At 44.8% G+C, this 24,711-nt stretch carries 22 protein-coding genes; 16 read left to right on the forward strand and 6 right to left on the reverse strand.

Annotated features, from left to right (window positions below; all coding sequences use genetic code 11):
• Positions 1 to 120 precede the first annotated feature (120 nt).
• Positions 121 to 720 (reverse strand): CoA pyrophosphatase, encoded by a 600-nt coding sequence (locus MSG34_RS12530; RefSeq protein ID WP_248337651.1) that lies wholly within the window; start codon positions 718 to 720, stop codon positions 121 to 123.
• A 303-nt stretch (positions 721 to 1,023) separates the two neighbouring features.
• Here MSG34_RS12530 and MSG34_RS12535 point away from each other — a divergent pair, with 303 nt between their 5' ends.
• Positions 1,024 to 1,566 carry a heme NO-binding domain-containing protein gene (locus MSG34_RS12535; protein WP_017060423.1) on the forward strand — a complete coding sequence of 181 codons (543 nt, stop codon included), beginning with the start codon at positions 1,024 to 1,026 and terminating at the stop codon, positions 1,564 to 1,566.
• A 1-nt stretch (position 1,567) separates the two neighbouring features.
• Positions 1,568 to 3,286, forward strand: coding sequence for an ATP-binding protein (locus MSG34_RS12540; protein ID WP_248337653.1), 1,719 nt, complete (start codon positions 1,568 to 1,570; stop codon positions 3,284 to 3,286).
• 162 nt (positions 3,287 to 3,448) lie between these two features.
• Here MSG34_RS12540 and pabB read toward each other — a convergent pair whose 3' ends face one another.
• A complete protein-coding gene (pabB, locus tag MSG34_RS12545) occupies positions 3,449 to 4,828 on the reverse strand; it encodes an aminodeoxychorismate synthase component I (RefSeq protein WP_248337655.1) in 1,380 nt (459 codons plus the stop codon).
• A 254-nt stretch (positions 4,829 to 5,082) separates the two neighbouring features.
• On the opposite strand from pabB, the gene MSG34_RS12550 reads away from it, so the two are divergent.
• From MSG34_RS12550 to MSG34_RS12585, 8 genes are all read left to right on the forward strand, one after another.
• A complete protein-coding gene (locus tag MSG34_RS12550; protein WP_248337657.1) occupies positions 5,083 to 6,600 on the forward strand; it encodes a fumarate hydratase in 1,518 nt (505 codons plus the stop codon).
• Positions 6,601 to 6,764: 164 nt separating this feature from the next.
• Positions 6,765 to 6,950, forward strand: coding sequence for a hypothetical protein (locus MSG34_RS12555; RefSeq protein WP_004734731.1), 186 nt, complete (start codon positions 6,765 to 6,767; stop codon positions 6,948 to 6,950).
• Positions 6,951 to 7,161: 211 nt separating this feature from the next.
• Positions 7,162 to 8,535, forward strand: coding sequence for a YcjX family protein (locus MSG34_RS12560; protein ID WP_248337659.1), 1,374 nt, complete (start codon positions 7,162 to 7,164; stop codon positions 8,533 to 8,535).
• 14 nt (positions 8,536 to 8,549) lie between these two features.
• Entirely contained in the window at positions 8,550 to 9,602 is a 1,053-nt protein-coding gene (locus MSG34_RS12565; protein WP_248337661.1) for a TIGR01620 family protein, read from the forward strand.
• A 123-nt stretch (positions 9,603 to 9,725) separates the two neighbouring features.
• The gene (gene tyrR, locus MSG34_RS12570; protein ID WP_019822554.1) at positions 9,726 to 11,270 is read left to right on the forward strand and encodes a transcriptional regulator TyrR; all 1,545 of its coding nucleotides are present in this window, start codon (positions 9,726 to 9,728) and stop codon (positions 11,268 to 11,270) included.
• An 18-nt stretch (positions 11,271 to 11,288) separates the two neighbouring features.
• Entirely contained in the window at positions 11,289 to 11,876 is a 588-nt protein-coding gene (rimJ, locus tag MSG34_RS12575; protein WP_017060432.1) for a ribosomal protein S5-alanine N-acetyltransferase, read from the forward strand.
• Between the two features lie 152 nt (positions 11,877 to 12,028).
• Positions 12,029 to 12,502, forward strand: coding sequence for a DUF2947 domain-containing protein (locus MSG34_RS12580; RefSeq protein ID WP_248337663.1), 474 nt, complete (start codon positions 12,029 to 12,031; stop codon positions 12,500 to 12,502).
• Between the two features lie 268 nt (positions 12,503 to 12,770).
• Positions 12,771 to 12,986 (forward strand): hypothetical protein, encoded by a 216-nt coding sequence (locus tag MSG34_RS12585; RefSeq protein ID WP_012604204.1) that lies wholly within the window; start codon positions 12,771 to 12,773, stop codon positions 12,984 to 12,986.
• Positions 12,987 to 13,157: 171 nt separating this feature from the next.
• Here MSG34_RS12585 and MSG34_RS12590 read toward each other — a convergent pair whose 3' ends face one another.
• From MSG34_RS12590 to MSG34_RS12600, 3 genes are all read right to left on the reverse strand, one after another.
• A complete protein-coding gene (locus MSG34_RS12590) occupies positions 13,158 to 15,998 on the reverse strand; it encodes an Hsp70 family protein (RefSeq protein ID WP_248337665.1) in 2,841 nt (946 codons plus the stop codon).
• 153 nt (positions 15,999 to 16,151) lie between these two features.
• On the reverse strand, positions 16,152 to 18,110 hold the full coding sequence (locus tag MSG34_RS12595; RefSeq protein ID WP_248337667.1) for an Hsp70 family protein: 1,959 nt from the start codon (positions 18,108 to 18,110) through the stop codon (positions 16,152 to 16,154).
• On the reverse strand, positions 18,110 to 18,742 hold the full coding sequence (locus MSG34_RS12600) for a DUF2760 domain-containing protein (RefSeq protein ID WP_017091262.1): 633 nt from the start codon (positions 18,740 to 18,742) through the stop codon (positions 18,110 to 18,112). The genes MSG34_RS12595 and MSG34_RS12600 overlap by 1 nt, the downstream gene beginning before the upstream one ends.
• Before the next feature lie 349 nt (positions 18,743 to 19,091).
• On the opposite strand from MSG34_RS12600, the gene MSG34_RS12605 reads away from it, so the two are divergent.
• From MSG34_RS12605 to MSG34_RS12630, 6 genes are all read left to right on the forward strand, one after another.
• On the forward strand, positions 19,092 to 20,630 hold the full coding sequence (locus tag MSG34_RS12605) for a sensor domain-containing diguanylate cyclase (RefSeq protein ID WP_248337669.1): 1,539 nt from the start codon (positions 19,092 to 19,094) through the stop codon (positions 20,628 to 20,630).
• 86 nt (positions 20,631 to 20,716) lie between these two features.
• Entirely contained in the window at positions 20,717 to 21,247 is a 531-nt protein-coding gene (locus MSG34_RS12610) for a 3'-5' exonuclease (protein WP_017068784.1), read from the forward strand.
• A gap of 307 nt (positions 21,248 to 21,554) precedes the next feature.
• Positions 21,555 to 21,911: an antibiotic biosynthesis monooxygenase family protein gene (locus MSG34_RS12615; protein WP_048609176.1), complete on the forward strand. Its 357-nt coding sequence runs from the start codon at positions 21,555 to 21,557 to the stop codon at positions 21,909 to 21,911.
• A 15-nt stretch (positions 21,912 to 21,926) separates the two neighbouring features.
• The gene (locus tag MSG34_RS12620; protein WP_050654444.1) at positions 21,927 to 22,622 is read left to right on the forward strand and encodes a hypothetical protein; all 696 of its coding nucleotides are present in this window, start codon (positions 21,927 to 21,929) and stop codon (positions 22,620 to 22,622) included.
• Between the two features lie 240 nt (positions 22,623 to 22,862).
• Entirely contained in the window at positions 22,863 to 23,777 is a 915-nt protein-coding gene (locus MSG34_RS12625) for a helix-turn-helix domain-containing protein (RefSeq protein ID WP_248337671.1), read from the forward strand.
• Positions 23,778 to 23,782: 5 nt separating this feature from the next.
• The gene (locus MSG34_RS12630; RefSeq protein ID WP_050621982.1) at positions 23,783 to 24,220 is read left to right on the forward strand and encodes a hypothetical protein; all 438 of its coding nucleotides are present in this window, start codon (positions 23,783 to 23,785) and stop codon (positions 24,218 to 24,220) included.
• Positions 24,221 to 24,253: 33 nt separating this feature from the next.
• Here MSG34_RS12630 and MSG34_RS12635 read toward each other — a convergent pair whose 3' ends face one another.
• Positions 24,254 to 24,703, reverse strand: coding sequence for a TerB family tellurite resistance protein (locus MSG34_RS12635; protein WP_048609171.1), 450 nt, complete (start codon positions 24,701 to 24,703; stop codon positions 24,254 to 24,256).
• Between the last annotated feature and the right edge of the window lie 8 nt (positions 24,704 to 24,711).

Here is a 24,711-nt window from a genome sequence, read left to right on the forward strand (position 1 = left end):
ATGCGAAAGGCGGGGTTGTATAGATTTATACCAGGGAAACGTTTGCGTAAAATTGCATTAATAAATCTGTTCCATAGAAAGTCTGGATTTTGTTAACAGAGATTAAACAAAACGTAGTTGCTATGTAATTCGTTGCACTACATGTTGCTGCAGTGATTGGATAATTTGCGCCGTAACGCCCCAAATTAGGTGCTCTTGGAAAGGCATCGCAAAAACACGATGCTTGATTTGTTTGAAGTTAACAGTGTGACTGTGTAACTTGGCTTGGTCTAAAACATAGGTGGCAGGCACCTCAAAAATAGAGGCAACTTCGTTCTCATCGATGATGGCTTCATAGTCAGGATCGACCATAGCAACAATCGGCGTCACAGAAAATTTACTAATGGTACTCAAAGCGGGTAATTGCCCAACAACTTTAACTTGATCCGATCGAATTCCTACCTCTTCATGGAGCTCTCTAAGTGCGGTGAATTGCATAGAAGGGTCAGAGAGTTCGTGTTTACCGCCAGGAAAACTGACTTGGCCAGGATGATGCTTTAAATGAGCCGCTCTTTTAGTAAAAATGACATGTAAACCATCTTCTCTTTCAACTAAACCTACCACCACTGCCGCTTTACGTAATTGCTCGCCACTGATGTGCGAAACACGCTCTACTGACTCAGGGTGATAGCCAACGGTTGGGTTAAGTTGGAATTGCTGAAGGAAGTTTTCTTTATTCATATCAAGCCAATATATTGATTATTATGATTTTAAGTATAGACATAACCGAGGGTTGATTACCAATATTGAGTTTTTCTTCATTTACTTTCCCTCTTTTAGTTATCAATTGGATGCCATGAGGGGCTTTTTACCACTGAATCTCCTCAAAATGACGATTTTTGCTATATTCAATATGTGCATACAGGCGAGTAAGCGTTATCGATGTCATAAAATTGGGTGACGAAACGTAGATTTTTTGTTTAAGAATTTGATAACAATAACTTAGTGGACCATTCTAAAAAGAAATAGAAGAAAAGGTATGAGATGAAAGGAATCATATTCACCGAGTTTTTAGAGCTTGTTGAAGACAAGTTTGGGCTAGAGCTTTTGGAAGAAGTTCTAGAAATGTCAGAAGATGAAGGGATCTATACGTCGGTCGGCAGTTACGACCACAAAGACCTTGTCAGGTTGATTATCAACTTGAGTAAGAAAACCGATATTGATGCGGCAAGCTTGCAACGCGTGTTTGGGCAGTCTGTATTTAAGAACTTACTGGCCTCATTACCGAATAAAGCGAGCCTTGCTCACAGCAATACCACCTTTCAATTTATTCAGCACGTAGAGCGCTACATTCACGTCGAAGTGAAGAAGCTCTATCCAGATGCTGAGCCACCTGAATTCAGTTTTATCACCACGACCGAAGCACAACTTGTTTTTGACTACAAAAGCGCAAGGTGTATGTCTCATGTTTGCTTAGGACTTATAGAAGGATGCGCTGAATACCACGGTGAATCTATCGCGGTGGAGATGACGCCACAAAATGATGACCAAAGCGTGGTTAGGTTTAATCTCAAAGTAGAAAAGTAATATGGATCTGGCATCTGCCCTAGAGAAGAAGCTTAAGCGTCAAATCGCGGCAAGGAAAGCGGCTGAAGGATTGTTGGAACAGAAGAGCCTCGAACTGTTCGAGGCTAACCAACAACTTGAGCTTGCTTTGCGTCAGTTAGAAAAGCGCTCCAACGCGAATATACGCCGCATTGAATTCCAAGAACAAATCGACAACCTGTTGATTAATTTTGGGCGCGCGTTTCTAAGAAATGATCTCGATGATGTCATGCTATCTGAACTAACGACCAACGTGACCAACAGTTACTTAATCGAAGCCAGTCGTTTGATTCTACCTCCCAAGCTCATCCCTCAGTTACAGACCTATGATTATGGCGATGAGACTGTCGAGGTGTTAGAGCAAGACATTCAAGAACCTCATTGGCAAGACAACCTACTGACCGTGCCCTTAGAGGTTGAAAAAGTCATAGTCGGCGCGTTAATCGTCAGAGTCAGGTTGTTAGACCAAGACTACGAGTTTATACAAAGCCAACTGTTGTTAGTAACGGATCTTATCTGCAGTGCCTTAACCCATCAACTAGCAATCAACCGAAATATTGAATCACGTAAACGAGCGGAAGAGTCCGAAAGGGCAACGCGTGACTTTGTGGCCATGATTAACCATGAGTTAAGAACACCGCTTAATGGCTTACTGGGCAGTGCCGAGTTGATCAGTGATACCGAACTCAACAGTTCTCAGCGTGAAATAGTGAACAACCTGAGCCAATCTGGAGAGTTTCTCAGAACCATCATTAATGACTTGCTTGATTTCAGCAAAATTAACGCAGGGATGTTAGAGCTGATTCCAAAGAAATTTGCCCTGAATGACTTGCGAAACACGATTGATAGTATCTTCGTCAATCGAGCAATAGAGAAGCAGCTAGAATTCAATATCAGTGTTGCGTCAAACGTTCCCTCCCATTTCCAAGGCGATTTAGAGCGCATCACACAGCTGTTTGTGAACTTAATCGGTAATGCGATTAAATTTACAGAAGAGGGGCATGTGAATGTTGATATTGAGTGGGACAAAAACCAATTTGTTTTCTCTGTAGAAGATACCGGAGTCGGAATTGCTGAATCAGCACATAAGACTCTATTTGAACCTTTTACGCAGGCAGATAACTCAAGTAGCCGGAACTATGAGGGCACCGGGCTTGGGTTAGCGATTTGTCGCAAGCTGGTGGCTTTGATGAATGGCGATATTGGGGTGACCAGTGTCGTTGGTTCAGGCACGACGTTTACCATCTCGATTCCTCTTCAAGTTGTCGATGTTCCGGCAGAGAGTGATAGTGTCGCCAAGGGCTTTGAGTCTGAGGCGGAATTGTCACTACTTAAAGTGCTGGTGGTTGATGATATTAAGATGAACCAGATCATCATCCAACAGATGCTACGTAAACATGAGATTGAACCGGCTATCGCAAGTAATGGTGTCGAAGGGTTTGAGCTCGCGTCAGACAACGAATTCGACATTGTATTCATGGATTGCAGAATGCCTGTTATGGATGGGTTTGAAGCAACAGAGAAGCTAAGAGAGAAGGGTTACGTTAAATCTATTGTGGCACTGACCGCCGGAACGACACTTGAAGAACGCGAACGTTGTATTCAATGTGGAATGGATGACATTTTGAGTAAGCCTTACACAGCTAACGATCTTAAAGAGATGCTCAAGAAGTGGGGTGTCTCTGCGGTGAAGGTCGCTTAAACACGCGAATAAAGCGTTGTGAGTCATGTGCTCTAACTTAAAGACTAAAAAACCGAAGTGATCTTGCGATCCTTCGGTTTCTTTTTATATCGAATTTTTGCCAATCGTCAAGCTGCGGAACTCGTCATTAAGTCGCGGAACTAGCAGTTAATGACACTAGGTTTAGCAATCTTCAAGTACCGGTAGAATTCGACTCAGCTTATCCAGAGTTTCTTGGTATTCAGAAGCACAATCACTATCAAACACCACACCACCGCCAGCCCATGCATAAAGCGTATTGTTCTCGGCGACTAATGTACGAATGGTAATACTGGTATCCATCCTGCCATTTCGGCTGATGTAACCAATACTGCCGCAGTACGCTGAACGTCGATGCGGTTCTAACTCTTCAATGATCTGCATCGCGCGAACTTTTGGCGCGCCGGTAATCGACCCTCCAGGGAAACACGCTCTCAGAAGGTCAGTCGCAGAATATTGATCATCAAGGTCTGCTCGTATCGTGCTTACTAAGTGGTGCACGGCAGGGAAGCTCTCAATATCGAACAACTTTGGTACATGTACTGTACCCGGTTTTGCCACTCGGCCAATGTCATTACGAAGTAGGTCGACGATCATCAGGTTTTCCGCCTGATCTTTATCGGCGCTTGCTAGGTCTTGCGCGTTAGCATCATCAATCATCGGGTCGTCAGAACGAGGTCGTGTGCCTTTGATTGGCTTGGTTTCAATGACGTTGTCTTTGAGTTCTAAGAAACGCTCTGGCGAAACACTGATGATTGCGCAGTCGGCCAAACGGATGAAACCAGAAAAGGGCGCTGAGTTGTACTGTTCTAACTTGTCATAAGCCAGCCATTCACTGCCTTGGTATTGAGCATTGAAGCGCTGAGCTAAGTTAATCTGATAGCAGTCGCCGGATAACAGGTACTCTTGAACACTATCGAACTTAGTGGCGTAGCTCTCCTCGCTCATATTGGATTGCCACGGTGTGATTAATCCAAAGGGCACATGTGTTAGGTGTGATTGAGCCATTTGCTGCATCAGCCAATCATGATGTTCATCGATATTGCTGCCGACAATACACGCCGTTTTCAGTTGGTGATCAACGATAACTGCCCATTCATACAAGCCAACCGCCATATCAGGTGCTTCAATATCACGCGTTGCGAGTGATGGAAGTGTCTCGACTCTGCGCCCTAAATCATAACTAAAATAGCCTAAAGCACCGCCAACGAATGGCAACTCAGTGTGCTCTTTAGTCGCAGGCAATAACTGCTGCTGATATTGGTCGAGTAGTTCGAAAGGATCGGAGTCTGAAACCTCGCACGTCTCATTAACATTAACGATCGTTTTTGCACCGATTGTTTCGAAGGTGGCGATGGGGTGAGCAACTAAAATATCGTATCGACTATCAACATGGCTTTCTGAAGCGGAGCGTAATAGCATTGCCCACGGCAGGTTTTCAATATGGGAAAACAGCTGTTTAGCTAAAGTTGATTGATATTCAAGCGGCTTGATTTGGATAGAGCGAAATTCGTTGTTATTCATTTGTTTAATTTGTGACAAAGAGTTCGATCACTGCATGGCGTGTGAGAGGAAGCAAGAGTATCATAAATTGAAAATAAAATGGGTTCTTGATTAGAACGGAGTAATCCAAGTGGTTTAGTTTAAAGCTATGCAAGCGATTGCTAAAGCAACTAAATACAGCTCAACACAATAAAAAGCTAAACCACCTAATTCGATTTGGCATAGATAGCCAAACTGTGAACCCACATGGAACCAGAACAATAAAGAGGCATGCAATGACGGTTATTCGTAAGCAAGATGTGATCAGCAGTGTCGCTGACGCACTTCAGTACATTTCTTATTATCACCCTTTAGACTTTGTCCAAGCCCTAGAAAAAGCGTACGAGAAAGAAGAGAGCCAAGCAGCTAAAGATGCGATCGCTCAGATTCTTATCAACTCGCGTATGTCTGCGGAAGGCCATCGTCCAATTTGTCAGGATACGGGTATTGTTACTTGTTTCGTGAACATCGGTATGGATGTTAGGTGGGAAACGGATCAAACAGTACAACAGATGGTTGATGAAGGCGTTCGTCAAGCTTACAACAACCCAGATAACCCATTGCGTGCATCTGTCCTAATGGACCCTGCAGGTAAGCGTATTAATACTAAAGACAACACGCCAGCGGTTGTCCACATTAATATGGTTCCGGGCAACAAAGTTGAAATCCAAATCGCAGCGAAAGGCGGCGGTTCTGAGAACAAAACCAAGATGGTTATGTTGAACCCTTCTGACGATATTGCAGAGTGGGTAGAGAAGACCTTACCAACCATGGGTGCGGGCTGGTGTCCACCGGGCATGCTAGGCATAGGCATCGGCGGTACCGCTGAGAAAGCTGCGGTGCTTGCGAAAGAATCTTTGATGGAACACATCGATATCCAAGAACTTATCGAGAAAGGTCCTGAGAACGCAGAAGAAGAGCTTCGTCTAGATATCTTCAACCGCGTAAATAAATTGGGTATTGGTGCTCAAGGTCTTGGCGGTCTAACGACTGTGGTTGATGTGAAAATCAAAACAGCGCCGACACACGCAGCATCTAAGCCAGTTTGCTTAATCCCGAACTGTGCAGCAACGCGTCACGTTCACTTCACACTAGATGGCAGCGGCCCAGCAGAGTTAACGCCACCTAAGCTAGAAGAGTGGCCAGACATCACTTGGGAAGCGGGCGCAAACACACGCCGTGTTAACCTTGATGAAGTAACTAAAGAAGACGTACAAGAGTGGAAGACCGGCGAAACGGTTCTGCTATCAGGTAAGATCTTAACGGGTCGTGATGCGGCACATAAGCGTATTCAAGGCATGCTAGAAAGCGGCGAAGGCTTACCTGCCGGCGTTGATTTCAAAGGTAAGTTCATTTACTACGTGGGTCCTGTTGATGCAGTAGGTGACGAAGCGGTAGGTCCTGCGGGTCCAACAACTTCAACACGTATGGATAAGTTCACTGACATGATGCTGAACGAAACTGGCATTATGGGCATGATCGGTAAAGCGGAACGTGGCCCTGCAACGGTTGAATCAATCAAAGAGCACAAAGCGGTTTACCTAATGGCGGTTGGCGGTGCAGCTTATTTAGTCGCGAAAGCAATTAAAAAAGCACGTGTAGTTGCGTTTGAAGATCTCGGTATGGAAGCGATTTACGAGTTTGAAGTTGAAGATATGCCTGTAATGGTAGCGGTTGACTCTAACGGCGTGAACGCACACCAGATCGGCCCTGACACGTGGAAAGTGAAGATTGCTGAAGCTGAGAAAGCGTAATTAACCGAAGCCAAAAAATCGTAATTGTCGCTAACTTCAGCGTTTGAATTGCAATTTTTGACAGAAAGTTAAAGACAAAAGTGCAGCATTATCTGCACTTTTGTCATATTATCAATGATATAGTGATAAACACATAGTTTGATATAAGAACATAGGAGAGAGGAATGCCTCGTTTTATTCAGATCCTACAGATTATCTTGGCAGTGGTGATTGGTGCTTTTGTTGGCTACGACCTGATCTTGAAAGGGATCAGTATCTTTGATAATAAATATGTGACGATTACATGTGCGCTTTGGCTAATTGCAGAGATTGCACTGTTTGTTATCTACAAGTTGATTGAAGACGATTAAACGTCGGATATCGTGCAAAAATTCTAAAGCCCCTGATTATGAATGTAGTCAGGGGCTTTTATTCATCTAGCATTAAGAATGTGTATTGCATACTCACCACTATTAGCAAAAGAACAAACAAAAGCATACAAACTATCCCAACTGGGAAAGAACATAGGCTTGCCTCTTTATTATCATAACCAGCTAGCCTAACTATCACGGAGTCGTTCAAATGAAACACCTAACTCAAGAAATGAGTGACTTTATAAGCAGAGGAACGGATTCTCATATTCGAGTCGCGGTCACGGGGCTCTCTCGTGCGGGTAAGACAGCATTCATTACTTCGCTGGTTAATCAGCTTCTTCATACGTCTACCCACAAAAACTTGCCACTGCTTGCATCAGCGAGAGATGGAAGAATTATTGGCGCAAAGCGCATCCCGCAACACAACATGATGATCCCACGCTTCTCTTATGATGAAGCCATGGAGTCGTTGAATGCACAGCCACCAGAATGGCCGGTACCAACGCGTGATGTCAGTGAGATTCGTCTAGCAATCAAATATAAGTCTGCGAAGGGCGCAAAGAAGCTACTGAGTAAAAACAGCACCCTTTATCTCGATATTGTCGATTATCCAGGTGAATGGTTGCTTGATTTGCCGTTACTGGATATGGACTTCGATACCTGGAGCCAATCTCAGTTTGCCGCATTGAAAGGCGACAGAGAAACTTACTCGCAACAGTGGAACGCAATGCGTGGTGACGTTGACTTGTTAGCCGAAGCAGACGAAAAGAAACTGGTCGCCATTGCCGATAGCTATACTCAGTACCTTCACACTTGTAAGGATAACGGGTTGCACTGGGTGCAGCCGGGTCGATTCGTATTGCCGGGTGAGCTTGAAGGCGCGCCTGTGCTGCAATTTTTCCCGTGCATCGCACCTGAGGGCAAGTTCTCTAAAACAAGTAACTATGCGGTTTTAAAAGCGCGTTATGAAGAGTATCAACAAAAGGTCGTAAAGGCGTTCTACAAGAATCACTTCGCGACGTTCGACAGACAAATCGTGCTAGTGGATTGCTTACAGCCACTTAATGCGGGCTATGACTCTTTCATGGATATGCGTGGCGCGTTAGAACAGTTACTTAAGAGCTTTAAGTACGGGCGAAGCAATATCTTAAGACGTTTATTCGCGCCGAAGATCGACAAGATCTTGTTTGCAGCCACCAAGGCTGACCACGTGACACCGGATCAGCATCCGAACTTGGTGTCACTGTTACAACAGATGGTGCATCCGGCTTGGCAACAGGCGGCGTTTGAACACATCGACATGAGTTGTATGAGCATCGCGTCTATTCAAGCGACCAGCGCGGGCTATATCTCGTCGGGTTCAGACAATGTTCCGGCGTTGCAAGGTGTGACTTTGGACAATGTCCCTCAAACCATGTATCCGGGAGAGGTGCCGCGTAAGTTGCCCAATAAACAGTATTGGAAAACCAACCAGTTTGATTTCACGAGCTTTAGACCGATGGAACAACATTCCGATGAGCCTTGCCAACATCTAAGAGTCGACAAGGTTTTAGAGTATCTCATTGGCGACAAGTTGAAGTAATTGAGGCAATCAAAATGAGTGAATTAAAAACAAAGCAGGTCTTTAATGAACCGTTGAAGACCTCTTTTGATGAGCAAGACAAGAGCGAGGCTGCCCCGGATTTAGGCGCTCAACAACTGTTCACAGAACAAGAGACATTTGTCCCTGTCGCACCGCAAGTGGAAGCCGAACTTGATGGCGAAGCTGAGCAGCAATTGGAACAAGTGATTCGACCGAGCAAAAAGAAGAAGTGGTTTGGAACGGGTTTATTGGTCGCTTTTTCTGGGCTAGTTGGATGGCAGGCAATTGATTCGGTGGTTACCGCGATTCAAACGGCTGACTGGCTTGGGTTGGGTTGGGCTGGCTTCATTGCTGCCATTGCTTCATTGGGTTTAGGCGCAATAGGCAAAGAGCTGTGGAAACTGCGTTCACTTAAAGATCACTTTAGTGTGCAAGAGCAGAGTGAAGAGCTACTCCAAAGTCAAAGTGTCGGCAAGGGCAAAGCGTTCTGTGAAAACATCGCCAAGCAAGGCGGCATTATCGCTGAGTCGCCTTCGTACGATAAGTGGCGAAACAGCATTAACCCAGCACACAGTGATGCAGAAGTGTTGGATATGTACGATGCGTTAGTTGTGAGTCAACAAGATAAGGTTGCGACTCAAATCGTCACTAAGTTTTCGACCGAATCGGCAGCTTTGGTCGCGGTGAGTCCATTGGCGGCGGCTGATATGTTGCTGGTGGCTTGGCGAAATTTCACCATGATAGACAAGCTTGCTGATGTGTATGGCATTGAGCTTGGCTACTGGTCTCGGATTAAGCTATTTAAACTGGTGTTAATCAACATGGCAGCTGCGGGAGCCAGTGAGCTCGCGATTGATGCAAGTATGGATCTCGTCTCGATGGATCTTGCAGGCAAGGTTTCAGCTCGAGCAGGGCAGGGGCTAGGTGTCGGTATCCTTACTGCGAGACTGGGTCTAAAAGCCATGACACTGCTTCGCCCTATGCCTTGGCATAATGAACGGAAAGTAAAATTGGCAGACCTCCGCAAAGCCGTCCTTTCTGAAATAAAGCGTATCACTCTCAAATAAAGCATTTGAAGCTCAATAGTTTGAGAAGAAGAGTAAACATATGTTTACTCTTCTTCTTGACTGAACTCAGAGCTTAATCCACACTACTGTCAACTTATCCTGACACCTATAATAGGACTATTTGTGCGTCTTGAAGTATTGTGTGAAGACAGACTCGGCTTAACGCGTGAGTTGCTCGATATCTTGGCCTCAAAAAGCATTGATTTAAGAGGAATCGAAATTGATGTTAAAGGTATTATTTACCTAAACTGCCCTGATATCGATTTTGATGCTTTTAGTGAACTTATGGCTGAAATTCGCCGAATTTCAGGTGTGAAGGATGTACGTAAGATCCAATTTATGCCAAGCGAAAGGCATAACACAGAGCTGATTGCTCTGCTGGCAAACCTACCTGATCCCGTGATTGCGATTGACCTTAAAGGCTCAGTCGATATGGCTAACCACGCTGCATTGAACCTTTTTAATAAGCAAGAAGACGAAGTCATCGGTGAACCGCTAGCGACGTTTGTGCCTAGCTTTAACTTTGCTCGCTGGATCGAGGGCGATGTAACGCGCCATCGTGAAGTTGTCGTGTTGGATGGTTTAGATTTCTCTATTGAGATCCTGCCGATTTACCTTGGTGGTGATGTCAACGAAGCGGTACTGGCAAGCGCAGTAATGACGATTCGTTCTTGTAATCAAGAGATGAACTCGCCAGATTCAATCCCAGAACAGAATAACTTAGGTTTCGAACACTTTGTTGGTGTCTCTAATCGCCATAAAGCCTTGATCAGCCAAGCTAAGAAATTGGCTATGCTGGATCAGCCTCTATTAATTGAAGGCGATACAGGTACGGGTAAAGAGATGCTGGCGAAAGCGTGTCATAACCGTTCAAATCGATCGTCTTTCCCATTCTTGATTCTAAGCTGTGCATCGATGCCTGATGACGTAGCGGAAACGGAATTGTTTGGTCATGCGCCGGGTTCATTCAACCATGAGCAAGGTCATAAAGGCATTTTCGAGCAAGCGAATGGCGGTACGGTATTTTTAGATGAAATTGGCGAGATGAGCCCGCATCTTCAAATCAAGCTGCTGCGTTTCCTACAAGATGGTTCATTCCGTCGTGTTGGCGAAGAAGAAGAGATGCACGCTGATGTTCGTATTATTGCATCAACGCGCCACCGTCTTTCTGAATTAGCAGACTCGGGTTCGTTCCGTGAAGATTTGTTCTACCGCTTGAATGTACTGACTCTGTCTATTCCAGCATTGCGTGAACGCTCAAACGACGTAGCGCCACTGTTGGAATTGTTCGTTGCAAAGTACGCGCAGCAATTAGGTATGTTAAAACCAAAACTGACTCAAGAGTTAATCGACCAGCTTGGTAATTACCAATGGCCGGGCAATATTCGTCAGTTAGACAACATGGTTCTACGTGCACTAACAGAGCTAGATTCAGACACACTAACGGTTGAGCAATTCCATTTGCCACAGCTTGAAACAATGACGGCTGGAATGGCGAACCTGAGCTTAGACGGCTCGCTCGATGAAATCATGAAAGACTATGAATCTCAGATTCTAGAGAAGCTTTATCAGTCTTTCCCATCAAGCCGTAAGCTAGCAAAACGTTTGAATGTATCTCATACCTCAATTGCGAATAAGCTTCGTGATTACGGTATCAGAAAGAACTGATCGAATAAGAACAAGATTATGGAAGATTTGAGTACACCAGAGCGCATTTATAAGCATGATGGTAATCTGATTCTACGCACGGCTGAAATTGATGACGCTGGCATGATCAGCGAGTATTTTCAGGTTAACAGAGAGTACCTGAAACCTTGGGAGCCGATACGCGAAGATGCGTTCTTTGATAGAGCGAGTTGGGCGCAGCGACTGATCAAGTTAAACGAGCTTCATAAAATGGGGCTAGGCTATTACTGTTTACTGATTAACGCTGACTCTAATGAAATGTTAGGCACCATATCGTTCAGTAATTTGTCTCGTTTCCCGTTCTACGCTTGTAATGTCGGTTACTCATTAGCGCAAAGTGCACAGGGCCACGGTTACATGCGCAGAGGCTTGAGCATGGCTAAAGATTATATGTTTGATGTGCAGAACATGCACCGCTTAATGGCGGGCTACATGCCTCACAACGAACGCAGTGCTGGTGTATTAGAACATCTTGGTTTTGTCCGAGAAGGCTTTGCTAAAGACTACCTACAGATTAACGGTAAATGGGAAGACCATATACTGACCGCATTAGTTAACCCAAACTGGGAAGATAGACGCGCTGTATAGAGACCAATAGTCATTAGGCATAAGTATCAATTAAGCGTAAATACAGATTTAGAGGCAGTGACGACATAGATAAAATGAAACCGTCACTGCATCAAAAAGAACAGATAGGCATGGTAAATCCATCAGCCTGAGAAGATATTTGAGGAATTTTGATGTCATACACAACTTTGGACGAATACCAAAGAAAATGGATTTTCACCCACCAGTCAATGCCGCTGCCGGCAGAGGACTTGGAAAAGATTAAGCCAATGACACAGGCGAGAGCATCTCAGTTCTGGAAAGAGAACGTGAGCCCTCAAAGTCCAGACGCAGAACGACTGAGCTCGCAAGACTGGCCAAGCAAGGCATCGAACTGGAATGAAGAGATCAGTTGGATGGCGCATTGGGAGGCGGATGAGCCTGAAATGCCAGAAGAGATTCTTAACTCTATTGATTGGCAAGATGACGTAACTGTTTATTTTTGTTACGAAAAGTACAATGTTCTTGAAACCAAATGGGCGATTTTCAAGAAGCATTGGAAGAACTTCTTGTTCTACGATGATGGCCCGATTTTAATTGGTCGCCGTCGTTCAGAAGCCCTTTGGTTTGCTACCAATGGCAAGGTGAAAATCGGTAACCGTGCTTAACCTCGGTGTGATTTAATCGAGCAGGTGTTGGTGATTCGAACAGCAGATAGATAAACAAAAAGCGAGCATTGAGCTCGCTTTTTTTGTGCCTGATGATCTTCGAAGATCATGGAAAAGTACCCACTATTTGAGCGCTGACAAAGGTGACCATTTTCATTCGTTCAATGCGGGTAAATTACGAAATTGAGATCGCTATCTCATTGGGTTAGTTGAAGTTTTATGGGGTTGAGCTATCTTTATATTACTGCCTTAGTGGAGGTGAAGTATTATGATTTGGGATACTCTCGAACGTGTAAATAAACTTCGCAAGGAAGCAATGGAGGATCCAGAGTTTTTGGATTCAGCAAAAATGCATGAGGAATGGCTTTTAAGCGAAACTCATAATCAATCAAACAAAGGAGCAAAAGAGAAAAAACCGAAAAAACTATCTGACATTTATGAAAATACGGATTTTCCTATCAACCCAACTGGAACCAAACATTAACAATGATGAACTGCAACACGGCTAAGGCTCTTAACCAAAAAGCTATAAGTCGATTACACATACCAGCCTTAAGCCACCAATAAAAAAGCCACTTTCAACGAATCGAAAGTGGCTTTTTCTTTTCTTGCTAGCTTCTTTACCATTAGTAACGAAAGCTAATCGTTTTTAAACCTAGTTGTTTATCAGGCTTAATCCGCTTGGTAACGCATCACCAAATACACGCTTAGATTCGCTCTCAGAAAGTTCAGTCACTTCACTCACTAGTGTTAACCATGAGTCAGGTACCTTGCTTTGCTTAAGCTTCTCAATCACCTGATTGCGATAGTCATCAGAGATATCAAACTGACGGTCACCGGTTTTACGACAAATCATCACCGCGGCAAAGGCGATCATCTGCTCTTTATGCCAGTTCTGCTCAAGCAGTTTCGGTAACCATTGTTCAGCTTGTTCTCTAGGAATCACGCTGTGTTGGCTACCATACAAAGGCGTTCTTGAAGCCAATCGACCTAGCGCCCACCAGTGCGCTTGCTCAAACTGATTATGGTTAATCGCTTTGCTTAAGAACCAACTTGCCAGCAGTACTTTGTCTTCAACCTCAAGTTGCTCAAGTGACGCCGCTAAACGAACCATGGCTTCATAACCATTGTCTTGCGCATCTTTGGCTGTCTTAGGGTTTTTCATTGCACCTGGGTGAAGGTATTTAGCGATGTCCGCCAAGATACTCTCTTGCTGCTCTTGGTTAAGCCCGCCAGCGACACGACGCCAGAATACCCACCAGTCCGTCCAACCTTGATGGTTCTTAAACTGAATGTTCTGTTGGTAAAGGCCCCAAATTTGTTCGATACGCCATGAGTCAGTCGGATCGCCAAAGCCAGGACGTAGCGAATAACCCGCCAAACGCAGCCAGTTTTTCTCGTGTGATTCTGAGCGGCGACGACGTTTTCGACCTAATGAAAAGGTATCAAACAGATGACGAAGGGTCGTGAAGTCCCATTCATCGCGTTTACCTAGTCGTTTCTCAAGATCTTTCGATAGCGTTTTGATCTCTTTCGATTCAGCACTCTTCTTGTTACCGCTGTAGAGGCGAGAAATCAACTCCTTACACTCTTCCAATCTTGGGTGAAGCGCGGAGGTATCAGATTCATCGCCTTGCTTGTTTCTTACTTCAAACTCAAGCAACCAACGTTTAGAGTCATCTTCTGTACTCACACACTCCATTTTCAGTGTGCCGACTTCGGTTAACTGACAAGCGAGCAGGACTTCAACACGCTCTTTTTGGTTGGCTTGAAGTTCTGCAGTACCTGAGCCTTCCAAGGTAGAAATATACGGTGGAAGAGGGGAGAACAAGTCGGCATCCACATTGACCATCACGCCGTTTTGAATGGCGGTGTCGTGAGCAATTTGATCGTGTGTTGAAGTCAGTAGATTAAATCGTACTGGCTCACCTAAAGTCAGCGAGAAACGACGGCTGTTTAAGCGTATCTCTTGTCCTTCTTCAGTACCTTTGGCAAGCAGACAAAGCGCTTTGCCCATCTTGTTCTTCTCTTGTAGATGCAAGAAGTAAGAACGAGCGGCACCACCACCGATTTTCAGTTGTGCACCACGGCGGGCTTTACCAAAGGCGACCGCGCCAAGGGCAACAGACCAATCTGGATGAGGGTTATCAAGCACTGTGATTGGAGAGCCGTTCCAGTTGCCAAGTAGCTGTGTGATTCGTTCAGTGACCAATTCACTGTTAAACACACCACCATTGAGCAGCACGCCAACTGGAATTGCAGGTTTGGTGTCATCGAACTCAATAGAGTCTGAGTTTTCTAATGCGGCTTTAGATACTTGTTGGTGTGTTGCTAGGAATTCTGCAACGTGTTTACTCACCGCAGGGTCAGCCACGTAAGGCAGACCAAACTCAACCACAGCACTGCGGCGTTTGTCGGGTGTTTCAGTAAACTCAGAAAGCGGGAAGAAACCTTCCAATGCGATTTGATGAACTTCTTGTTTGGTTAAGCCAATACTCTTAGTACCGCCAAGCAGTTTAGAACCGCTGCCCAGCATGGTGATCTTCACATCATCGGGTGCATTGGCAGAAAGTAGGCTCTCTTTTGCGGCGCGAGTCTGCTGAATCAGTTTGGTTAGGCTAGAAGCATTCAGCTTTTTGTTTTGATTGAAGCGTTGCTCAGCGAGGTGAGCAAGTGCTAAATCGAGGTTATCACCACCTAGCATCAAGTGTTCACCAACGCCAATACGGTCGAGTGCGAGCTCGTTATTGCCGTCGCTATTCGCATCGAATTTGGCTTCAATTAAGCTTAAATCGGTGGTACCACCACCAACATCACACACTAGAATCAGCGGGGTTTGTTGAAGTTCATCTGCTGCGGTTTGTTGGTGACGGGCATACCAGTCATAACAAACGGCTTGCGGCTCTTCGAGTAATAGAATCTTACCTAAGCCCGCCAGTTCTGCCGCTTCAAGTGTCAGCTTACGTGCGGTCTCATCGAAGGAAGCAGGAACGGTAACCACAACGTCTTGGTCTTCCAGCTTGTTGCTCGGGTTACGGTAGTTCCATGCTTGGCGAATGTGGTTGAGGTAGCTTGCACTCGCCACAACTGGCGAGACTTTATCGACATCAGCTGCGCCAGCCCAAGGCAGAATGTCGGAGTTACGATCAACCGCTTGGTGTGATAACCAGCTCTTGGCACTCGATACTTGGCGACCTTCAACCTTAGCACCCAATTCACGGGCCCATTCTCCAACGATAACGTTTTTTATATCGCCTTCAACTGGGCTTGGTTCCCACGGCATAGTCAGGTCAGAAGGGGAGATTTGACCTTGTGCTGGGTGGTAACGAAAGGATGGAAGTAGGGGCTTGCGAACCACTTCACCGGGGCCGATGAGTTGGTCAATATCGAAAAGAGAAACGGGAGCATGTTGTAGGTCGTCGTTGATTTCACAGTAAGCGACAACCGTATTGGTTGTGCCTAAGTCAATGCCGACTAAAAAACGAGGAGTTGCCATACAAAACCTTATTCTTCCAGAGTGATGACCAGTTTTTTGATAGCTTTGGTCTTATTGTTGTTATTCGTAAACGTCATTCCTGAGAAACAGGCAGGACTAGGTTGAGAACCGTATTGATAAAGAAACGGCACCCGCTAAGGTGCCGTTGATTCATTATGCTTGTTCGTTTGAGTCGTTATTCGAGTCTTCACGAACGTCGAACTCAACGTGCCATTTCTGACCGTTGTCAGTAGCAATCGCTTCTAGGTATAAGGTACCTAGCTCAGTAACGCGAGAAGCCAAAGTTACTGGAACGACTTCACCTTCGCGACGGCCTTCAGAAACCGGCAGTGTCACTTGGATTTCAGGAAGCTCATCAAGCTCTTCAGGCGCCCAGTGATCAAGGTGCGTACCCGCTTCATCTTCACGACGAATGGTTGAACCGAAGAACTGGAAGTGTACTGGCTGACCAATCACTAGACCGAACTCTTGGCTAGGTACTTGTACGCTTGAACCTTCTTCCATACCAAATGGGGCAACACACAGTGCTTCCATTGGAGGAGCCATCCCCGGGATTGCTGGCATCGCGCTTTCAATTCCTACGTAGTAAGAAGAAGCGATACCGCCACGGATACGAACGCCTTGGCCACGACGAACTGCGCCGTAGTATGAAGCGCCGCTTGCAACTGCTAGGTCTAGATCTAGACCTGAAAGCTGTTTTGCGAACTCTTCGTCAGCATTGATCAACCATTCGTTGATCGTATCTGAAAGACGATCAGCAAGTAGGTTCGATTTTAGAACACCACCATTGAACAGGATTGCTGTTGGTTTGATGAAGTCTGCCGCTGGCGCTTCTGACCCTTGCGCTTGTGTACCGGGCATACCCGGCATGTTTGCAAACGGGTTGAAATCTTGCTGAGCCGTTTCGCTGTTTCCAGAAAGCGCGTTCGCTTGCTTAGAAAGGAATGCGGCAATGTGACGAGTAATACCTGCGTCTTGAGCGTAAGGCAGACCCATTTGAGTCAGTGCGCCACGCGTCTTTTGTACTGGGTGCTCAGTCACGGCTACTTTCGGGAAGAAGCCATCAACCAATGTTTGTTGTACTTCTTGCTGAGTCAGTTCTGTTTTCAGTGTTGCGCCAAGCAGTTTAGAACCACGGCTTGGAACAACGATAGGCACAGATTGCAGTTCAGCATCGTTTAGCAGTGCTTCTTTCGCATCACGACATGCGTGAGTCATAGCTTGAACCTGCCAAGGAGCCAGTTCTTTGCCTTCTTGAGCCAGTTTCATTTTCAGGCGGTAAGCCAGTGCTAAGTCCATGTTGTCGCCGCCAAGTAGGATGTGTTCACCTACAGCGATACGGTTCAGGCTCAGGTTGCCATCGTCTTGAGTCACTTCAACTAAAGAAAGGTCGGTAGTACCACCACCGATATCCACAACCAGCACGATGTCGCCAACGTCTACTTCGTCGCGCCACTTGTCGTTGCTATTATCGATCCAGCTATAAAGCGCTGCTTGAGGCTCTTCTAAAAGCGTTAGATGAGTGAAACCAACATTACGTGCAGCTTCAGCTGTTAGGTCACGAGCCGCAGGATCAAACGAAGCTGGAACCGTGATCGTTACATCTTGGTCTGCCAGTTTGTGCTCTGGGTTTGCGTGGTTCCATGCGTCTTTAAGGTGCTCAAGGTACAATTCAGTTGTCTTAAGCGGAGATACTTTTTCCACTTCTTCAGGGCTGCCTGCAGGAAGGAAAGCATCGCGACGGTTAACACCACCGTGGCATAACCAAGATTTTGCACTGGCTACCAAACGGATAGGGGTTTTAGAACCAAGATTACGAGCAATCGCACCCACTAGCGCTTTCGGCTCTGAAGACCAAGGAAGAACGCGAGAGCCCGCATTCATTTCATGTTCGTGCGGTTGGTATAGGAACGAGCCAAGTTGGCTGCGAGTTTCTACTGTACCTGGCGCCGTCAGTTGAGGGATTGGCATCACCTCAACGCGAGCGTCTTCATTGGTTGTATCGATGTAAGACAAAACGCAGTGCGTAGTACCTAAATCGATACCAACACTGAACTTAGGTGCTTGCTGCTCTTGTGAATGGTTTTGAGCTGAATGACTTTGGTGTTCCATTATAGCTCCACCTCTGCCGGTGCAATTACAGATGCATCGTAGTTTTCAGCAAGCTTAGGCAGATTCATATCAGTTGCTTTCCAACCTTTGTGAACCAGTGTGCCGTTGAACGGTGCATTGCCCGTTACATTGCCTGTTAGGCGAATTTCTTGAGGGTTGAAACCTTCAGCGATAGTGATACGTGTTTCTTCATCTTCTGTGCGGATGTGAGACAGCGTTACGTAATCGGCTAATACTTTTTGACCGCCAGTGTGAATAACACGAGCTGCTGCGCCAACTTCTTCATCAGAGAATGACGTTAGGTCTTCTTTTAGGAAGTCGATAAGACGCGCTTCTTGCTGCATGATAGACAGTAGCTGCATTGCTGAGTCTGTTGGTGCTGTTGCCAGCTTAGATTCAACTTCGACTACTTTTTCGATCACGCGTTCAACTTCAACTACTTTCTCTACTTCGACAATTTTCTCAACTGGCTTTTCAACTTCAACGATCTTTTCTACTGGTTTTTCTACGACTTTCTCAACCACTTTGGTTTTACGAGAAACGGCAATTAGCAGCAGTAAAACGCTTGATGCAGTTAGGCCTGCGTGAAGCATATCAAACGTTTGTGGGATTAGGTTCAAATCAACGATCATAGTGATTTCTCTTTAAAATTGATTTAACGGTATATTCGTCGGTTCAAAGGAATATACAGGTTGGAAAGAAACTCATTGGCACCTAGGCCGAAACGGTCACTTTCAAGCTATAAATATGGATGGATACTAGCATATTCAAGGCTTAAGAGTGGTATTTAATGTTTTTAATCAAGTGGGTTTTTGGTGTGTTAGCTTGAAATTTAGTCGAGATTCGGTCGAATATTGGTCGCCGATGTAAGGGCGAGGTAAACAATGCCCATTTTATGTCATTTTTAAAACCAAACTTAAATGGAGCATCATTCCCTTCCGTTATATACTTTTAACTCATTAAAGCCTATTTGGAAGCAACATGCCCCACACAACCGACCCACTAACCGGGTTGAAGAGACGAACTCTCCCATTGGTCGTATTTTCGGTCAGTTTTTTGATTACTGTGTTGTGTTTTATATTAGTCGCACTCAACCAAAACCGTGCGCTAAATATGAATCTGGATAGCTTTGCTACTCACCAGACATTGAGCTTGGAAGCGTTTATCGCCAATGATGTGGCTTATATTGGTTCAGGTGCTAATTTTTTCTATTCTAACGAACCTGAAAACTGGGATAAATTTGACCGTTTTGCTCAGCAAACGATTAATGACTCAAAAAGCTTAATCGGCTTACAGTGGATGCAAAAAGTGCCGGCAGACGAGATTGCCGAGCATACCGCTAAGATGAAAGAAAAATACCCGTCTTACGAACTGTTCACGATTCCAAAACACGAAGCAAAAGCCTTTGGTTACATCTTAGATGGCGAGCCAGCGTTCATTGCTAGTGACCTGTATCCAAACACACAAGCAAACGACAATGTTCTTGGCTTTTACTCTTCTCGTGAGCGCTTCAAGCTGGTTCTAGATAATATTAAACAGACGCGTAAAGCGAATATTTCAGACAAAGTTCGCTTGCTTCAAGACGGCTTAGATCAAGACACACCAAAGACAGGTATGCTGGTTTATCACCCTGTATTTGAGGGGGAAAGCGACAACCTACTCGGTGTTGTGATTGGTGTGGTTCGCACGACTTATTACTTTGAAAACTTACTGGCTTCGGCAGTGGGCGACATGGATGTCTATATTCGTGTTACCGATACGGGTTTCGAAGCAGAAGACTCGCCAATCTTGTTTGAAACCGAGGGTTATGAAGCCGTTTCTGGCCACCACATAACAAAGACGATTGAATTGACTAACCGTGATTGGAAGGTCGATTACAAAATAGATTCATGCATCTCTTTCTATGGCTATTTGGTATTAACTGGAATTGTTTTGGTGGGGACGACTATCTCTTTGTTGTTGGCGTATATCGTTAACATGCAAATCCGAGAGAAAGAGCGTTTGTATCAAATGCTTGATAAAAGAACAGAAGAGCTTCGTTTTCTTGCCAACCATGACAGTCTTACGGAAGTTTATAACCGACGTGCTTTCAATAAGATGTTAGATAAAGCGATACAGCGAAATGAACCCTTTAGTCTTATCGGATTTGATGTCGATAAGTTCAAAGGCATTAACGACCAATTCGGTCACCCAGCAGGGGATGCTTTACTCATTCATGTCATCAAGCTGATTTCAGTGAACCTGAAAGAGGGTGATAACCTGTTTCGTATAGGTGGAGATGAGTTCTGTATCATTTCTAGTATTACAAACCATGAAGCCCTAGACCGATATTTACAATGTATTCTAAGCACAGTGAGTCACTCTCATTGTGAGCATAAAGGTCGACAGCTCAGTTGCACTTTGAGTATTGGTGCTGCCATTCGTGCCAACGAAAACACGGAAGAGATTCTGCAAAAAACCGACAGCATGCTCTATCAAAGTAAGTCGAATGGCCGAAATCGAGTGACAATTGCAGGCTAAATGAGCACTTGATACAACTAGGGTCGAGTTCTTTATTGGGCTCATGTACAATTTCACGAAATTTTGACGAGAGAATTAGGCGACGTATGAATCACAATCGAGTGGTGTGTTTCGATTTGGAAATGTGCTGTTGGAGCGAAGACGGTGTGGGAACAACAGGGGAGATCATTGAAGTTGGTCTTGCTGAGATTGATCTAGCATCTGGCACTATCGTGAAGCGAGCACAATACTACGTTAAGCCAGAGAAAGACGAAGTCTCTCTATTCTGTGCCGAGTTAACGGGCATTACACCTCGTAAAATCGAAAAACAGGGTCGCCCATTAGAGTCTGTCATCAAGTCGATGATTAAGAACTTCGGCGGTCCAAAAAAAATCTATGCAGCGTGGGGGCGTGACGACCTCATCTTACACAAAGAGTGTATTGAGAAAGGCATCGAACCGCCGTTCAGCGAATTCTTGAATATCGCCACGCTTTATCGAGTTCAGAATCGATTGAAAGACAAACGTATTGGTCACCGCGCCGCACAAGAAGCGAAAAACATTGAGTGGGAAGGTCGTCAGCACTCGGGTTATGTCGATGCTTATAACTTGGCTAAGCTAACGCTGACGATGCTGTAGTCGTTTGCATTAAACGGACGCTTGGTTAAAAACTCAAACCCGCCAGACTCTTGTGAGTTATTCAAATTAAGAGCCACCTACTTATTAGGTGGTTTTTTTATGCCTGTAATTTAAGGAAAATTCCCTTCCAAAGAAAACTCATTTCAGCGAGTGGTTTATCAATAGTGAATGGCTACATCGCTTAATTAACGAGTGAATATTATTGGTTTGAAATTTAGCTTTTTAATTAATATTAAATCGCAGTTAGCAGCCTTGATTGGGTTGGGCTAGATGATAGCGTTAGCTCACCCAAAAAAAGGAGAATAAGATGAAGAACATAATTAAGTATGGATTGGCACTGGGGGCGCTAAGCGTAAGTGCGTTGGTTTCGGCACAACCCGTTGTATTGATAAACACTTTTTCGGTCGAGCCAGCCCATGAAGCTGCGACATTAACGTATTGGGAAGATGCGCGAGATGTTTTGGTGAAGCAACCAGGATATATCTCTACCAAATTGCACCGCTCTTTAAGCTCGGACGCGACATACCGCTTTATCAATGTCGCTGAATGGGAAAGTAAGAAGCAATTCCATGATGCAATACAAGTGATGAGAAAAGAGTTACCACCTTTAAAAATCGAAGGGGTTTCTGCTGATCCTAACTTGTATGAAATTATTCGCGACTAATTAGGAAACCACATAATGAAAACAATTCGAGGAACCTTTTTAGCTATTTTTAGCTTTCTATTTTCAGCGATTCTATTCTCTAGCTATAGCCATGCTGCGGCATACGGCGTGTCAGTGGCTTGGAAAACCGATGATGCTCAAGCGGTATTTGAGGCAATGCCTCATCAGCAAAAAGCCTTTGCTAACTTAGTTGATGCAGGCTTGGTCCACGACATGTTCGTATCAGAAAGCTTTGTCGGAGATAAGAAGTTTCCGATCATCAAGTTTGTGATTGAAGCGGACAGTGAACAGCACGTTCGTGAGTTGATTGGTAACTTACCATTCCAATTTAAAGAGCTTGTCGAGGTTACCGAAATCAGAGACATCGGCAATAAGTGGTTAAACACCGAAGTTGCTTTCAAAAACTACGCAGTCGAACTCGCTTGGACAGAGCCTGAGAATCAATTCATTGTCGATGAGATTATCAGTCAAGATTTACAAATGGTTGTCGATTGGAGCGCTCAAGGTGTGATTACGTCTGCTTACTTAAAACATCAAGAAATAGCCCAAGAGAAGCCAAACCAAAAAGCGATGATCAGACCTATCTACTCAATGGCAATATTGGCTAAAGACGAACAACAAGCTCGCGAAGTTGCCAGTCAGTTGAATGCAGTAAAGCTAGGCTTTGCTGAAGTCATGGTCAGTGAACTGGGCTTTAAACTAGACCTATAAATAAATGAGATCTATAGACAATAAGAATTAAAGAAAATGGAAGCTATCGAAAACGAAAATTATCAAAATCAATCGATGTAGCTTTCTTTCTATAGACCTCATTAGTTGTTCTAATGGTTAGGCTTTGTACTAAGGTGAGTGAGTCTGCATGACTCACTCACCTTATTGTTATTTTATCTTGTTACCTGCTGAGCTTATATTTGGCTTAATTATTGGCTAAACTTATCACTATTCTTTTTTATGTATGGTTTGGCATTTGTTCGACCAAACAAACACCTTTTTGATGACCTTTTTATTTATGAACACCTCGCCGAAATGAACGCCAGTAGCCCTGAAAAAATCATATTAGACGCTTCGGGTCTCGAGATGGTTAACAACACACTCATTGATTCGAACTTGGACAAGCGGGTGACTTTGTCTCCCTCAGAAGCCTTGATTCTTGAGTTCTTAGTGAAGAACAGCCCCAAAGCTGTGGGTCGCGACTTCTTGCTTGAGCATTGTTGGCCGGGCAGGGTAGTGACAGGCAGTTCGCTTAATGTTGCAGTGAAGAACATTCGTACAGCATTAGGCTCACTTAAGTGTGATTGCAAAATCTTAACGGTGCAAAAGGAAGGGTACAGTTTTAGCAGACCTCAACAGCTCGATGGCTATCTATCAACGCCCACCTCGACTATTCAAGTTGAAGTACCTCAATATGAAGCGCCTAAAGTTGAAGCGCTTAAAGTAACCTCAGCAGCAAGGAGCTCGAGTACTGAACGTGGTGACAATGAACATGAGCCAGCCTTAACGAGGCAACCCGACTCGTATAAACAACGTCAGGTGAAGCGTTTTGTCGCGCGTCATCGCTCTCGTATCGCAGGAATATTAGTTAGCGCGTTTCTTCTCATGCTGTTTTATCAGTTTGCTTTTTTTATGGATAAGACGAGTTATCACGGCATGGATGTTTATCACGACAGTCTGAATTTTGATCAAGAGCTGTTAACTGAGTTGAATATTGTGTCAGAACTCGGTGTTGAGTCACTCTACCTGCATCGCATTGGCGTTGGGTGTCAGAACATTCAAGCCGTTGCTTTGATAAACGGGCGCTGGAAAGAGATGAGCCATCAGTTTAAATCGCTCTCTTGTGATGACGACAATGACGATGAGCGAGGATAGCTGATATGAATCGTAAGTTTTGGATGCCTATCTTGTTGACGCTTTTTGTGATTCTAAATGTAGGCTTAATTTCTGGGCTCGCAACCAAAAGTACTTATAAATTCACCGCAGAATACCCGATGATAGGCTGGGAGAAAATCTCACTTCGATTGGAAAATGGTCGAGTTAAAATGCAGTACATTGGTTACGACATGGATGGGAATGTCGTCCAAACCAAGCAAATGTTTGGTGTGTTCTTACGCTGGGGGAATCACTACTACCTTTATCAATTGGACCAAGAGCAGGCCCAAGATAAACAGACATTCAATATCAAGCACTTATACATTCAACAAACCCAAGGTAAGCGCAGTGTGTTGGTATCGAATCAGCGCGGCCTTTATGTAACGAAAAAAGGCGCGCCATTAGAACTTAAAGGTATCATGCATGGCGATCGATTACGTTAATACAGAGGCTTAACGCGAATAGAAAACCTTTGGTTAGCTTTTACCGAGGACGTTCAGCTTAGTTTTGATAAAGTCACTGTGGTCAACGTAGAGCAGTTCTGCTGTTTTACGGATCACAGAGTCTTCGATAGGGTCAATTTCCCCGTCGGCATGCGCCACTTCCCACATCGCTTTGATTAAGTCGATTCGCACTGGCTGAGAAAGGTCTCTGAGTTGCGATGTAAAGTCATACAGCGATACTGATTGCTCTACTTTCGGTTCTGCTTGCGCGAGCAACACCTTTGCTTGTTCTTCATCTAAATCCAGCAAGCGTTGCAGAAGCTGTAGCTTAGCGACTCTTTCTGATTCATTGATCTGATGGTCGGCTCCCGCGACTTCACACAACAAACTCGCGATGGCGATATTAGGTGATGTGCCTTGGTTTTTGCTTAGGTCCTGGCCTTCAATCAATTGTTTAAACATTGATGTGAGAGAATTGAACATAACGAGCT

The sequence above is a fragment of the Vibrio sp. 1CM2L genome (assembly GCF_023161695.1).
In the GTDB taxonomy this organism is placed as follows: Bacteria; Pseudomonadota; Gammaproteobacteria; order Enterobacterales; family Vibrionaceae; genus Vibrio; species Vibrio coralliirubri.